This window comes from Mammaliicoccus sp. O-M54, from assembly GCF_022386035.1.
GTDB classification, from domain to species: domain Bacteria; phylum Bacillota; class Bacilli; order Staphylococcales; family Staphylococcaceae; genus Mammaliicoccus; species Mammaliicoccus sciuri_A.
The window spans coordinates 513,147-526,919 of the sequence record NZ_JAJNJE010000001.1; the positions used below are offsets into that span (position 1 = coordinate 513,147).

General features: G+C 35.3%; 12 protein-coding genes. All 12 read left to right on the forward strand.

What is annotated here, in order from left to right; translation table 11 throughout:
- Window positions 1–186: 186 nt before the first annotated feature.
- The gene (gene pyrR, locus LQ673_RS02640; RefSeq protein WP_025904587.1) at window positions 187–714 is read left to right on the forward strand and encodes a bifunctional pyr operon transcriptional regulator/uracil phosphoribosyltransferase PyrR; all 528 of its coding nucleotides are present in this window, start codon (window positions 187–189) and stop codon (window positions 712–714) included.
- Between the two features lie 145 nt (window positions 715–859).
- Entirely contained in the window at window positions 860–2,161 is a 1,302-nt protein-coding gene (locus LQ673_RS02645; RefSeq protein ID WP_037587560.1) for a solute carrier family 23 protein, read from the forward strand.
- 19 nt (window positions 2,162–2,180) lie between these two features.
- The gene (locus LQ673_RS02650) at window positions 2,181–3,083 is read left to right on the forward strand and encodes an aspartate carbamoyltransferase catalytic subunit (protein ID WP_037587561.1); all 903 of its coding nucleotides are present in this window, start codon (window positions 2,181–2,183) and stop codon (window positions 3,081–3,083) included.
- Window positions 3,071–4,345, forward strand: coding sequence for a dihydroorotase (locus tag LQ673_RS02655; protein ID WP_037587563.1), 1,275 nt, complete (start codon window positions 3,071–3,073; stop codon window positions 4,343–4,345). The genes LQ673_RS02650 and LQ673_RS02655 overlap by 13 nt, the downstream gene beginning before the upstream one ends.
- A gap of 1 nt (window position 4,346) precedes the next feature.
- Window positions 4,347–5,447 (forward strand): carbamoyl phosphate synthase small subunit, encoded by a 1,101-nt coding sequence (locus tag LQ673_RS02660; RefSeq protein WP_025904583.1) that lies wholly within the window; start codon window positions 4,347–4,349, stop codon window positions 5,445–5,447.
- On the forward strand, window positions 5,440–8,613 hold the full coding sequence (gene carB / locus LQ673_RS02665; RefSeq protein WP_191836227.1) for a carbamoyl-phosphate synthase large subunit: 3,174 nt from the start codon (window positions 5,440–5,442) through the stop codon (window positions 8,611–8,613). Before LQ673_RS02660 ends, carB begins: the two co-directional genes overlap by 8 nt.
- Window positions 8,614–8,626: 13 nt before the next feature.
- Entirely contained in the window at window positions 8,627–9,385 is a 759-nt protein-coding gene (locus tag LQ673_RS02670; protein ID WP_049319175.1) for a dihydroorotate dehydrogenase electron transfer subunit, read from the forward strand.
- Complete coding sequence (locus LQ673_RS02675) at window positions 9,382–10,308, forward strand: dihydroorotate dehydrogenase (RefSeq protein WP_025904580.1); 927 nt, start codon at window positions 9,382–9,384, stop codon at window positions 10,306–10,308. Before LQ673_RS02670 ends, LQ673_RS02675 begins: the two co-directional genes overlap by 4 nt.
- Before the next feature lies 1 nt (window position 10,309).
- Window positions 10,310–11,002, forward strand: coding sequence for an orotidine-5'-phosphate decarboxylase (gene pyrF / locus LQ673_RS02680; RefSeq protein WP_191836228.1), 693 nt, complete (start codon window positions 10,310–10,312; stop codon window positions 11,000–11,002).
- Window positions 11,003–11,007: 5 nt separating this feature from the next.
- On the forward strand, window positions 11,008–11,616 hold the full coding sequence (pyrE, locus tag LQ673_RS02685) for an orotate phosphoribosyltransferase (RefSeq protein WP_107596664.1): 609 nt from the start codon (window positions 11,008–11,010) through the stop codon (window positions 11,614–11,616).
- A 25-nt stretch (window positions 11,617–11,641) separates the two neighbouring features.
- Window positions 11,642–11,905, forward strand: coding sequence for a hypothetical protein (locus LQ673_RS02690; RefSeq protein WP_025904577.1), 264 nt, complete (start codon window positions 11,642–11,644; stop codon window positions 11,903–11,905).
- A gap of 214 nt (window positions 11,906–12,119) precedes the next feature.
- Complete coding sequence (locus LQ673_RS02695; RefSeq protein WP_239704795.1) at window positions 12,120–13,652, forward strand: SLC13 family permease; 1,533 nt, start codon at window positions 12,120–12,122, stop codon at window positions 13,650–13,652.
- Window positions 13,653–13,773: the final 121 nt, after the last annotated feature.

A 13,773-nucleotide genomic window follows, 5' to 3' on the forward strand; every position in this document is an offset into this window, starting at 1 on the left:
TTATTTAAACTTTGACATCATATGAAAAAAACGATATTATTGTTTTAACAATTAAAGCGTCTTTAACAGACAGTCCAGAGAGGCTGAGAAGACATAATATGAGCGTGTAGACCATCATTGTATGGTACTAGTGTATACTCATGTCTTCTAAAGACGTGAGTATTTTTTTGTGGAAGGAGATTGAATATGGCTGAGAGGTTAATCATGGATGCTGCTGCTGTAAACAGAGCATTAACAAGAATGTCACATGAAATACTTGAAAAGAACAAAGGTACTAAAGATATTGTCTTGTTAGGCGTAAAGACAAGAGGTGTATTTCTTGCGAACAGAATTGAGCAGAAAATCCAAGACATCGAACAAGTTCAAGTACCAACTGGAGAAATTGATGTTACACATTATCGTGACGACGTTCAGAATCAGCAAGGTACGATTAAAGTGAAATCATTTAATATCGATGTAGATATTAACGATAAGCATGTCATTATTGTCGATGATGTCCTTTATACAGGTAGAACGGTTAGAGCTTCATTAGATGCTATATTAGATCACGCAAGACCACGAAAAATAAGTTTAGCAACTTTAGTCGACAGAGGTCATAGAGAGCTTCCGATTAGAGCAGATTATGTAGGTAAGAACGTTCCAACATCATCTAATGAATCAGTTGTCGTTGAACTAGAAGAGTTCGACCAACAAACAGCAGTAAAATTAAATTAAATAAATCCTTTTAAATCAGTACGAGAGACTGGCAAAGGAGCTTATATGGTTACAGGAGATAACTATACCTTTATAGGTATCACTGTATACATAGATCCCTTTGCATATCTTGTGAAGGGATCTTTTTTTGAATAGGAGAATGGAAATGTCACATAATGAAGAAATGTTTAAACGAACAGTAGAACCTATACTAGATGTTAATGATAAACCTAAAGCATCACAATGGTTCTTCTTAAGCTCACAGCATTTATTTGCAATGTTCGGAGCAACGGTACTTGTACCATTTCTAACAGGCTTACCTGTTTCAGCAGCACTCATTGCATCAGGCTTAGGAACGCTACTTTATATACTGATAACGAAAGGAAAGATACCTGCTTATCTCGGTTCGAGCTTTGCATTCATAACGCCGATTATTGTCGGACTCAAGACACATGACCTTGGTGAAATGCTTGTCGCATTATTTATGAGTGGTGTTCTTTACGTCATTATCGGATTGATTATAAAGGTTACAGGCACGAATTGGTTGCTTAATCTGTTACCACCAGTTGTAGTAGGACCGGTCATCATGGTTATCGGACTTGGATTAGCGCCAGTAGCAGTTAACATGGCAATGTACACAGATTCAAATGCAATGAAAGGCTATAGTGGCATTTACATTACAGTCGCACTCATCACATTAATTACAACAATTATCGTTTCAGTATTTTTCAAAGGATTCTTATCAATCATTCCAGTACTTATCGGAATTATTGTTGGATATATATCTTCATTATTATTTGGAATTGTGGACTTAGCGCCGATTTCAAAAGCAAAATGGATTCAAATGCCTGATATTTACTTACCGTTTCATGATTACACACCATCGCTACAATGGGGACTTATCTTAATCATGCTGCCAATCGTTTTTGTAACGGTTAGTGAGCATATCGGTCATCAAATCGTCATCAATAAAATTGTCGGTAAGAACTTCTTCAAAGATCCAGGTTTACACCGCTCATTAATCGGTGACGGGGTATCAACGATGATGGCTTCAATTATTGGTGGGCCACCAAGTACGACATACGGTGAAAACATTGGCGTACTTGCCATTACAAGAATTTATAGTATATGGGTAATCGGTGGTGCAGCAGTACTTGCACTAATCTTAGGATTTGTTGGTAAATTCACAGCGATGATTTCAACAATACCAACACCAGTTATGGGTGGTGTTTCCATACTATTATTCGGAATCATTGCTTCAAGTGGTTTGAGAATGTTGGTGGAGAACAATATCGACTTCGGTGACAACCGTAACTTGATCATTGCTTCTGTCATTCTCGTATTAGGAATTGGTAAAGCACATTTAGACTTCACAGGTATTGGCATACATTTAAACATTGAAGGTATGGCTTTAGCAGCAACAGTAGGTATCTTGCTCAATCTTATATTGCCAAAGAAAATAAAATAATTCTCAGGAGGCGTGTCATATGAAAAATTTATTAACAATGACTGATTTAACTAAAGACGACATCATGAAAATTATAACGAAAGCACAAGACATTAAAGAAAATGGTGCAGAAACTTTTGGTAAAGGCATGACGGTCGCAAACTTATTCTTTGAAAATTCAACACGAACAAAATGTAGTTTTGAAATGGCTGAAAGAAAATTAGGTTTGGAAGTCATTCCTTTTGAAATAAGTACTTCATCTGTTCAAAAAGGTGAATCTTTATATGATACTTGCAAAACTTTAGAATCTATTGGTGTAGACGCATTAGTCATTAGACATAGTGAAAATGCATATTATGACACATTACAAGGGCTTAATATTCCAGTATTAAATGGTGGAGATGGAAGTGGCCACCACCCGACACAAAGTCTTCTAGATATTATGACAATATATGAGGAATACGGTTACTTCGAAGGATTAAAAATTTTAATCTCAGGTGATATAAAAAATTCAAGAGTAGCAAGAAGTAATGCAGATGCTTTAACGAAACTTGGTGCGGAAGTGATGTTCTCAGCACCGGAACAATGGAAATGTAACTTTTCAGATGTACCATATGTAGAAATTGATGATGTGATAGAAGAAGTAGACGTTTGTATGTTGTTAAGAGTACAAAATGAAAGACATGATTCAGGTACGACGTTTAGTAAAGAAGACTATCACAATGCATACGGACTGACGATAGATAGATATAACAAACTTCATGACAATGCAATCGTCATGCATCCAGCTCCAGTCAACCGAGGTGTTGAAATAGATACTTCACTTGTAGAAAGTTCGAAATCAAGAATTTTTAAACAAATGGAGAACGGCGTGTTTATTAGAATGGCATGTATACATGATGTACTTAATCACAAGGAGGAAAAAGTAAAATGTCACTTATAATCAAAAATGGAAAAATCTTATTAGAAGGTCAATTAGTTAACAAGGAAATTGAAATTGAAGATGGCAAAATTAAAAAAATAGATGATTATATAGAAGTAGAGAATCAAGAAGTTATTGATGCGAAAGGACATTTTATTTCAGCAGGATTTGTTGATGTACATGTACATTTAAGAGAACCTGGTGGCGAACATAAAGAAACAATTGAAACAGGTACTAAAGCAGCAGCAAGAGGCGGATTTACAACAGTATGTCCAATGCCTAATACAAAGCCTGTCCCAGATTCAGTTGAACATTTAGATCGTCTTCACAAAATCATTGATGAGCATGCAGTGGTAAGAGTATTACCTTATGCATCCATTACAGTAAGACAAGCTGGTAAAGAACATGTTGATTTCAAAGCATTAAAAGATAGAGGGATGTTCCAATTTACTGATGATGGTGTAGGTGTACAAACAGCTTCAATGATGTATGAAGCGATGCAAGAAGCGGCTAAAATCGATAAAGCAATCGTAGCACACTGTGAAGATAATTCATTAATTTATGGTGGTGCGATGCATGAAGGTAAACGAAGTGAAGAACTTGGCATTCCAGGTATTCCTTCAATTTGTGAAGCGGTACAAATTGCTAGAGACGTGTTGTTAGCTGAAGCAGCAAATTGTCATTACCATGTGTGTCACGTGTCTACTAAAGAAAGTGTACGTGTCATAAGAGATGCTAAAAAAGCAGGCATTAAAGTAACAGCAGAAGTTACACCTCATCACTTATTACTTACAGAAGATGACGTACCAGGTGACGATGCGATTTACAAAATGAATCCACCTTTAAGAGCAAAAGAAGACAGAGATGCTTTAATCGAAGGATTATTAGATGGAACAATTGACTGTATCGCAACAGATCATGCACCACATGCTAAAGAAGAAAAAGAAGTGTCAATGGTTGATGCACCTTTCGGAATTGTAGGCAGTGAAACAGCATTCCAATTATTATACACACACTTTGTGAAAACAGGTAAATTCACATTAGAACAACTTGTTGCATTTTTAACAACGAAACCAAGTGAAACATTTAACTTACCTTATGGTCGATTAGAAGAAGGAAGCTACGCTGACTTAACTATCATAGACTTGGAAACAGAAAGACCGATACGAGCAGAAGAATTTGCTTCTAAGAGTACAAATACACCATTTATAGGAGAAGTCGTTTCAGGATATCCAATTTTAACAATTTGTGATGGAGAAATCGTCTTCAAGGAGGAAGTATAAGATGAAAAATAAAAGATACTTAGTATTAGAAGATGGTACAACATATAAAGGTTATGCATTAGGTTCAGATGATTTAACAGTTGGTGAAATTGTTTTTAATACAGCAATGACAGGTTATCAAGAAACAATTTCAGACCCATCATATACTGGACAAATTATTACATTTACTTACCCGCTTATTGGTAACTACGGGATAAACAGAGATGACTTTGAATCATTAACACCAACTTTAAATGGTGTTGTTGTGAGAGAAGCGTGTGATTACCCAAGTAACTTTAGATCAAGTAAGTCTTTAGATGAAACGTTAAAATTCTATCATATACCAGGTATTTCAGGTGTTGATACAAGAAGTTTAACACGTAAAATTAGAAAATTCGGTGTCCTTAAAGCTGGATTTACTGATAATGCCGATGAAATAGAAAGTCTCGTTCAGCGCTTAAATACTGAATCGTTAAGAACGGACGAAGTTGAACAAGTTTCATCAGTTAGACCATATATTTCAACAGGTGATGGCTATAAAGTTGTATTAATTGATTACGGTAAAAAAGAAAATATCGTGAGAGAACTTAATAGAAGAGGCTGTGATGTAACAGTCGTACCATATCAAACATCATATGAAGAAATACTGAATATCTCACCAGATGGCATAATGGTTTCAAATGGACCAGGAAATCCTGAAAGTGTGCAAGAAACCATTCAAACAATTAAACAATTAGTCGGCAAAATACCATTCTTCGGCATTTGTTTAGGACATCAATTGTTTGCATTATCTCAAGGGGCAACGTCTTATAAGATGAAATTTGGTCATAGAGGTGCCAATCATCCAGTACAAAATTTACAAACTGGAAAAGTAGATTTAACAAGTCAAAACCATGGTTATGCAATTGATGAAGCGTCTATTGCACAAACTGATTTAGAAGTGACGCATATCGCATTAAATGATAAATCAATTGAAGGATTAAGACATAAAAAATATCCAGCATTTTCAGTACAATATCATCCAGAAGCATCACCTGGACCGCACGACTCAAACTATTTATTCGATGAATTTATTGAAATGATTAAATTACATAAAGCGAAGGAGCGTACAATCAATGCCTAAACAAACTGATATAAAATCCATCTTAGTAATTGGTTCTGGCCCAATTATTATAGGTCAAGCTGCAGAATTTGATTATGCAGGCACTCAAGCATGCTTAGCACTAAAAGAAGAAGGTTACCGCGTAATACTTGTAAACTCTAATCCAGCAACAATTATGACGGACACTGAAATAGCAGATACAGTATATATTGAACCTTTAACTTTAGACTTTGTGAGTCGCATTATTCGTAAAGAACAACCAGACGCATTGTTACCAACTTTAGGTGGACAAACTGGTTTGAACATGGCAATTGAATTACACGAAAATGGTGTATTAGAAGAAAATAACGTACGTTTATTAGGTACACAACTATCTTCAATCGAACAAGCTGAAGATAGAGATTTATTCCGTACACTTATGAATGAATTAAATGAACCAGTACCTGAAAGTGATATCGTGAATGATATTGAAGGTGCTTTAAATTTTGCGAACGAAATTGGCTACCCGCTAATCGTGCGACCTGCGTTTACAATGGGTGGTACTGGTGGCGGAATTTGTCACGATGAAAAAGAACTAATAGAAGTTGTTCAAAATGGCTTGAAATACAGCCCAGTAACACAATGTTTATTAGAAAAATCCATCGCAGGTTACAAAGAAATAGAATACGAAGTGATGAGAGATAAAAATGATAATGCCATCGTAGTATGTAACATGGAGAACATCGATCCAGTAGGTATTCATACAGGTGACTCAATCGTAGTTGCACCAAGTCAAACATTATCAGACGTAGAATATCAAATGTTAAGAGATGTATCACTTAAAATTATTCGTGCATTAAAAATTGAAGGCGGATGTAACGTACAATTAGCACTTGATCCAAAATCACTAGATTACTACATAATAGAAGTTAATCCACGTGTATCAAGATCGTCAGCTTTAGCTTCCAAAGCAACGGGTTATCCAATTGCGAAGTTAGCTGCCAAAATAGCAATCGGTATGACTTTAGATGAAATGTTAAACCCTGTAACGGGCACATCTTATGCAGCATTTGAACCAGCACTAGACTATGTTGTTTCTAAAATACCGAGATTTCCTTTTGATAAATTCGAAAAAGGCGAACGTCACCTAGGAACACAAATGAAAGCAACTGGGGAAGTCATGGCAATTGGTAGAACATATGAAGAATCATTATTAAAAGCGATTCGTTCGTTAGAATATGGTGTGCATCATTTAGGATTACCAAATGGCGATGAATTTGAATTAGATTTCATTGAAGAGAGAATTAAAGCACAAGATGATGAAAGATTATTCTTTATTGGTGAAGCTATTAGACGTGGTACATCACTTGAGAGAATACATGAATTAACACAAATTGATTACTTCTTCTTAAATAAATTCAAACACATCATCGACATTGAGCACGATTTAAAAGAGAAAAAAGGCGATTTAGACGCATTATTATGGGCGAAACAATACGGCTTTAGTGATAAAGTCATTGCACATAGATGGGAACAATCAGAGCGAGACATATATGATTTAAGACAAGAGCATGGTATTAACCCAGTGTACAAAACAGTAGATACATGTGCTGCAGAATTCGAATCAGAAACACCATATTTCTACGGTACTTATGAAGAAGAAAATGAATCTATAGTCACTGAAAAAGAAAAAATCATCGTACTCGGATCAGGTCCAATTAGAATTGGACAAGGTGTGGAATTTGATTATGCTACTGTACATGCTGTATGGGCTATACAAGAAGCGGGTTATGAAGCAATTATTATTAACAACAACCCTGAAACAGTTTCAACAGACTTCTCAATATCTGACAAGTTATACTTTGAGCCACTGACTGAAGAAGATGTAATGAGTATCATTAATCACGAACAACCTAAAGGCGTAGTCGTTCAATTTGGTGGACAAACAGCCATCAATTTAGCAGATAAAATTTCACAAAAAGGCATTCAAATATTAGGTACGACGCTTGAAGATCTTAACAGAGCTGAAGATAGAAAAGAATTTGAAGCTTTATTACAAAAAATTGATGTACCACAACCATTAGGTAAAACAGCCACTTCAGTACAAGAAGCGATAGATAACGCAAATGAAATTGGTTATCCAGTAGTTGTGAGACCTTCATACGTACTTGGTGGTAGAGCGATGGAAATTGTATACGCTGAACCTGAATTGAGAAATTATATGGAACAAGCAGTTAAAGCAAGCCCAGAGCATCCAGTACTAATTGACCGTTATTTAACAGGTAAAGAAATTGAAGTAGACGCAATTTCAGATGGTGAAACGGTTGTCATTCCAGGTATTATGGAACACATTGAAAGAGCGGGTGTCCATTCAGGTGATTCAATTGCGGTTTATCCACCTCAAACTTTAACGGATGAAGAAATTAATTTATTAGTCGATTATACAACGAAATTGGCAAAAGGCTTAAACATAGTAGGACTTATCAATATTCAGTTTGTACTTTCTAAAGGAGAAGTATTTGTACTTGAAGTTAACCCAAGAGCAAGTCGTACTGTACCATTCTTAAGTAAAATTACTGAAATTCCAATGGCGAAGATTGCTACTAAAGCAATTGCAGGCATCACTTTGAAAGAACAAGGATATGAAAGTGGTTTAGCGCCATATAAAGAAGGTGTATATGTTAAAGCACCAGTATTCAGTTTTAATAAACTTAAAAATGTTGATATCACATTAGGACCTGAAATGAAATCGACAGGTGAAGTAATGGGTAAAGACAGTACGTTAGAAAAAGCATTATATAAAGGTTTAACAGCAAGTGGTTTAAAAGTACAAGATCAAGGTACAGCATTATTTACTGTAAGTGATAAAGATAAAGCTGAAGCACTAACAATCGCTAAGAGATTTCATGAGATTGGTTATAGAATTTTTGCAACAGAAGGTACTGCACAATACTTTAACGAACATGACATCCCAGTGTATACGGTTGGTAAAATAGGCGGCGAACATGACCTTCTATCTGTAATACAAAAAGGTGAAGTACAACTTGTGGTCAACACAATGACAAAAGGTAAAGTATATGAAAGAGATGGATTCCAAATTAGACGTGAATCTGTAGAAAATGGTATACCATGTTTAACATCACTTGATACGGCAAATGCTTTAGCAGATGTAGTGGAAAGTATGACATTTAGAACTGAACAAATGTAGTGGGGGGATTATAATGTCCGAGATAATGACAGTTGTATCAAATAATCAAATAGCAGACGCTATTTTTGAATTAAAAGTACGTGGAAATCTTACGAAAAATATGAAAAAACCTGGACAGTTTGTTCATATTAAAGCTGGTACAGGAACTGAACATATGTTGAGAAGACCAATTTCAATTTGTGAAGTAAACCGTGAAGAAGAAACATTTACAATGCTTTTTAGAAGAGAAGGTCACGGTACAGAATTGATTTCACAACTAAAACAAGGTGATCCAATAGATGTGATTGCACCTTTAGGGAACGGATTCCCAGTTGATGAAGCGCAAAATACTGCCTTACTAGTCGGAGGTGGTATTGGCGTGCCACCTATGTACGAATTGTCTAAGCAACTCAATGCTAGAGGCATCAAGACGATTCACGTATTAGGTTTTCAAAGTGCTAAAGATGCATTTTATATAGACGAATTTAGTGCGCTAGGTGATACGTATGTTGCAACTGCAGATGGAACACTTGGTACTAAAGGATTTGTTACAACTGTTATTGAAAATTTAGACACACCCTTCGATATTTTTTACAGCTGTGGACCAAAAGCAATGTTGAAAGCTTTAACACTTCAATTAAGTGATGTGAAAGGTTATATTTCACTTGAAGAACGTATGGGGTGTGGCATCGGTGCTTGCTATGCATGTGTATGCCATACGGATAATGAAGCGGGTTATGTCAAAGTTTGTACAGACGGTCCCGTATTTGAAAAAGGAGCTGTCATCATATGAGTCGATTAAATATTTCGCTACCAGGGTTAAATTTGAAAAATCCAATCATGCCAGCAAGTGGATGCTTTGCTTTCGGAAAAGAATTCAGTCAGTTTTATGATTTATCAGAACTAGGTGCAATCATGATTAAAGCAGCAACTCAATTTGCAAGATACGGTAATGAAGCGCCACGTGTCGCTGAAACGGCAAGCGGTATGATTAATGCGATTGGCCTTCAAAATCCAGGTGTTCACCATATTATGGAACATGAATTGAAATACCTAGAACAATATGATGTACCTATTATTGCTAATGTAGCAGGTTCTACTGAAGAAGAATATGTTTACGTCGCAAAACATATTTCACAAGCATCAAATGTTCATGCACTAGAATTGAATATTTCTTGTCCAAATGTTAAAGAAGGTGGGATTCAATTCGGTACTGTACCTGAAGTGGCTAAAGAACTGACGAGAAAAGTAAAAGCTGTTTCAGAAGTGCCAGTGTATGTAAAGTTATCACCTAATGTGACGAACATTGTAGAAATGGCGAAAGCTATTGCAGAATACGCAGACGGTATTACGATGATTAACACTTTAGTAGGATTAAGAATTGATGCGAAGACTGGAAAACCAATCATAAGCAATGTTATAGGTGGACTGAGCGGACCAGCAATCAAGCCAGTTGCATTAAGAATGGTATATGAAGTCAGTCAACATGTTGATATTCCAATTATCGCAATGGGTGGCGTGAGAACGGCTCAAGATGTCATTGATTTCATTTCAGTTGGTGCTGATGCAGTAGCAGTTGGAACAGCAAACTTTGAAAATCCAACAGTTTGTAAAGATATTATTGATGAATTACCTACATTACTCGATAAATTAGGTGTTGAACATATTACAGAACTTAAAGGTAGAACTTATAACCAACAAGGAGTTGTCAAATAACATGAAGAATACACCAATAATTGCATTAGACTTTGCAACTCTAGAGGAAGTTGATCAATTTTTAGATTTATTTAATGAACCCCTATTTGTAAAAGTAGGTATGGAACTTTATTTGCAAAATGGTCCTGAAACGATCAACCGAATTAAAGAAAGAGGTCATGATATCTTTTTAGATTTAAAGTTACATGACATTCCAAACACTGTTGAAGGTGCATTAAAAGGATTAGGTAAACTCAATATCGATTTAATCAATGTACATGCAGCCGGTGGTAAAAACATGATGGCTGCTGGACTTGAAGGCTTACGTGAGACAAATCCTAATGCTAAGTTAATAGCTGTAACTCAGTTAACTTCTACTACAGAACAACAAATGAAAGATGAACAAAATATTCAATCATCCATCAATGAATCAGTCGTGCACTATGCAAAAATGGCACATGAAGCAGGACTTGATGGTGTCGTTTGTTCACCATTAGAATCTAATTTAATTCAAGAACATATCGGCGAAACTTTCTTGAAAGTGACACCAGGTATACGTTTAGAATCTGATATGACACATGATCAACAACGTGTGACAACACCAGAAGACGCTAAAAAATTAGGCTCAACACATATAGTAGTGGGTCGTTCAATTACGCAACATGAAGATCCAGTAGCAAGATATCACGAAATATTACAAAGATGGGAAGGATAATTCATATGACTCAAAATATCGCACAATCATTATTAGAAATTAAAGCTGTAACACTTTCACCTGACGATCCATATACATGGAGTTCAGGCATTAAATCACCGATTTATTGTGATAATAGAGTGACATTAGCATATCCTGAAATTAGAGAAAATATTTATCAAGGTTTAATTGAATTGATCAAAGAACACGCTCAAGACGCTGAAATTATTTCTGGTACGGCAACAGCAGGTATTCCGCATGCAGCATTTGTTGCGGATCAACTAAAATTACCGATGAGCTATGTAAGATCTAAAAGCAAAGGTCATGGTAAAGGGAATCAAATCGAAGGTGCTTTAAGCAAAGGGAAAAAAGTAGTTGTAATTGAAGATTTAATATCAACAGGTGGTTCATCAATTAACGCTGTTGAAGCTTTAATTGAAGATGGCGCGGAAGTATTAGGGGTATTTGCAATCTTTACATATGGTATTAACAAAGCAGAAGAAGCTTTCAAAGCAATCGATGTTCCATTCTATACTTTATCTAACTATGATGAGCTAATTTCAGTAGCTGAAAAAGAAGGTTATATCGAAAATAAAGATATAAAAACTTTAAAAGCTTGGAAAGATACTTTATAATAAAGTCAAGATAAGGGGGGTCTTTATGGAAAGCCAACATAAATTATCTGCTGCAGAAGAACAAGAGCAGATAAAAAAATGGGGACATATTAATGATTTTCTTAAAAAAGATTCTAATGCGAAACCTGACTTTAATCACTATGAAGTAAGAGACGAAAATATGTACGAACGTACAGGTTATTCGAATAACACAAACGTGAATAGACAGAGAAGATATGATTTAGGCGACAAAAACATATTTAAAAGTATCAAAAAAGAATTAGAAGCAAAAGGATTCTTTGATGATTAATAAGACATTAAGAAAAAAACTACTAAAAAATTGGTATCAATTTTTTTAGTAGTTTTTATTTTTTTAAGCATGAATATTCAGAAAATTGTATGAATTAAGAATGACGTTTGTTAAAATGTAAACGTATACACTTTTAAAGGGGGCGAAATGTATGAATAAACGTGATAATAAGTTTACGAATCAACTTTGGAAAGAAAGTGGACGTACGAAAGAAATGTTAAAGTTCTTTTCAACGGATGCATTAAAAAATCAAAATAAACCAGATCCTGAATTGAAAGCTTACAATACCGCACAACTTATCGGATTAATATTAGGTCCATTACTATTTTTAGTTGTGTTATTATTTTTCAAAGCAGATGGACTGAGTCAAAATGGTGTCTACGTTATGGCTGCTACTTTATGGATTGCCGTATGGTGGATTACTGAAGCTATACCAATTCCAGCAACAAGTTTAATGCCTTTATTCCTTTTCCCGTTAGGCGGAATTATGGATAGCGCGACAGTTTCAAGTGCATATGGAGATGATATTGTATTCCTATTCTTAGGTGGTTTCATTATTGCAGTTGCAATGGAAAGATGGAATTTACATACAAGAATTGCACTCGTCATTATTAAAAGTATTGGTACGAGTACAGGTAGAATTTTATTAGGATTTATGATTGCAACGGGTGCTTTATCGATGTTTGTTTCAAACACAGCAGCCGTAATGATCATGATTCCAATCGGTATGGCAATTATTAAAGAAGCGAATGAATTAACAGCAGAAGGTGATGGGAACCACAATTTATCACAATTTGAAAAATCACTCGTACTTGGTATCGGTTATGCAGGTACAATTGGAGGATTGGGAACTTTAATAGGGACACCGCCTCTTATTATTTTGAAAGGTCAATACGAAAAGATTTTTGGAGAAGAAATTGGATTCGGTCAATGGATGGTTATGGGTGTGCCAACGGTCATTATCTTACTCGCAATAACTTGGGCATATTTAAATTTCGTAATATTTAAACATGACATGAAAGAATTACCAGGTGGAAAAGCAATCATTACGAGAGAATTAGATGCTTTAGGTAAGACGACTTATGAAGAAAAAGTTGTATTCACATTATTCTGTTTAGCTGCATTTTTATGGGTATCTAGAGAATTCTTATTAGCACAATTACCTTTTACAGAATTAGTTAAAGATGGCACAATTTCAATGTTCGTAGCAGTTATTCTATTCTTAATTCCAGCAAGACGCAAATTTGCTAGAATTCTTGATTGGTCAATTGCTAAAGATTTACCATGGGGCATTTTATTACTATTTGGTGGTGGTTTAGCAGTAGCTTCTGCCATTACAGAAAGTGGATTAGATAAATGGATGGGTAAACAAATTTCAGGATTAGATGGCGTCAATATCATCTTAATTATAGGAATTGTTACGCTGTTTGTATTATTCTTAACTGAAATTACATCTAATACTGCAACAGCTACAATGATCTTACCAATTTTAGCTACAATAGCAGTTGGTATTCATGTACATCCACTAGCATTAATGATTCCAGCAGCAATGGCTGCAAACTGTGCATTTATGTTACCAGTCGGAACACCACCAAATGCGATTGTATTTGGTACAGACAAAGTAACGATCCGAGAAATGGCGACAGCCGGATTTTGGTTAAACTTAATCAGCTGTGTAATTATCGTCGGATTTGTATGGTTCATGGTTCCATGGTTATTTGGTATAGATTTAGTAGCAAGTAAATAATTGAAATAAAATTAAAAAAGCAATGCTTGGATGTTGATCCAAGCATTGCTTTATGTTGTATTTTAATCCATAAATAGTTTAATAAATATATATCCGACAATGATAATGGCTAACATAATGA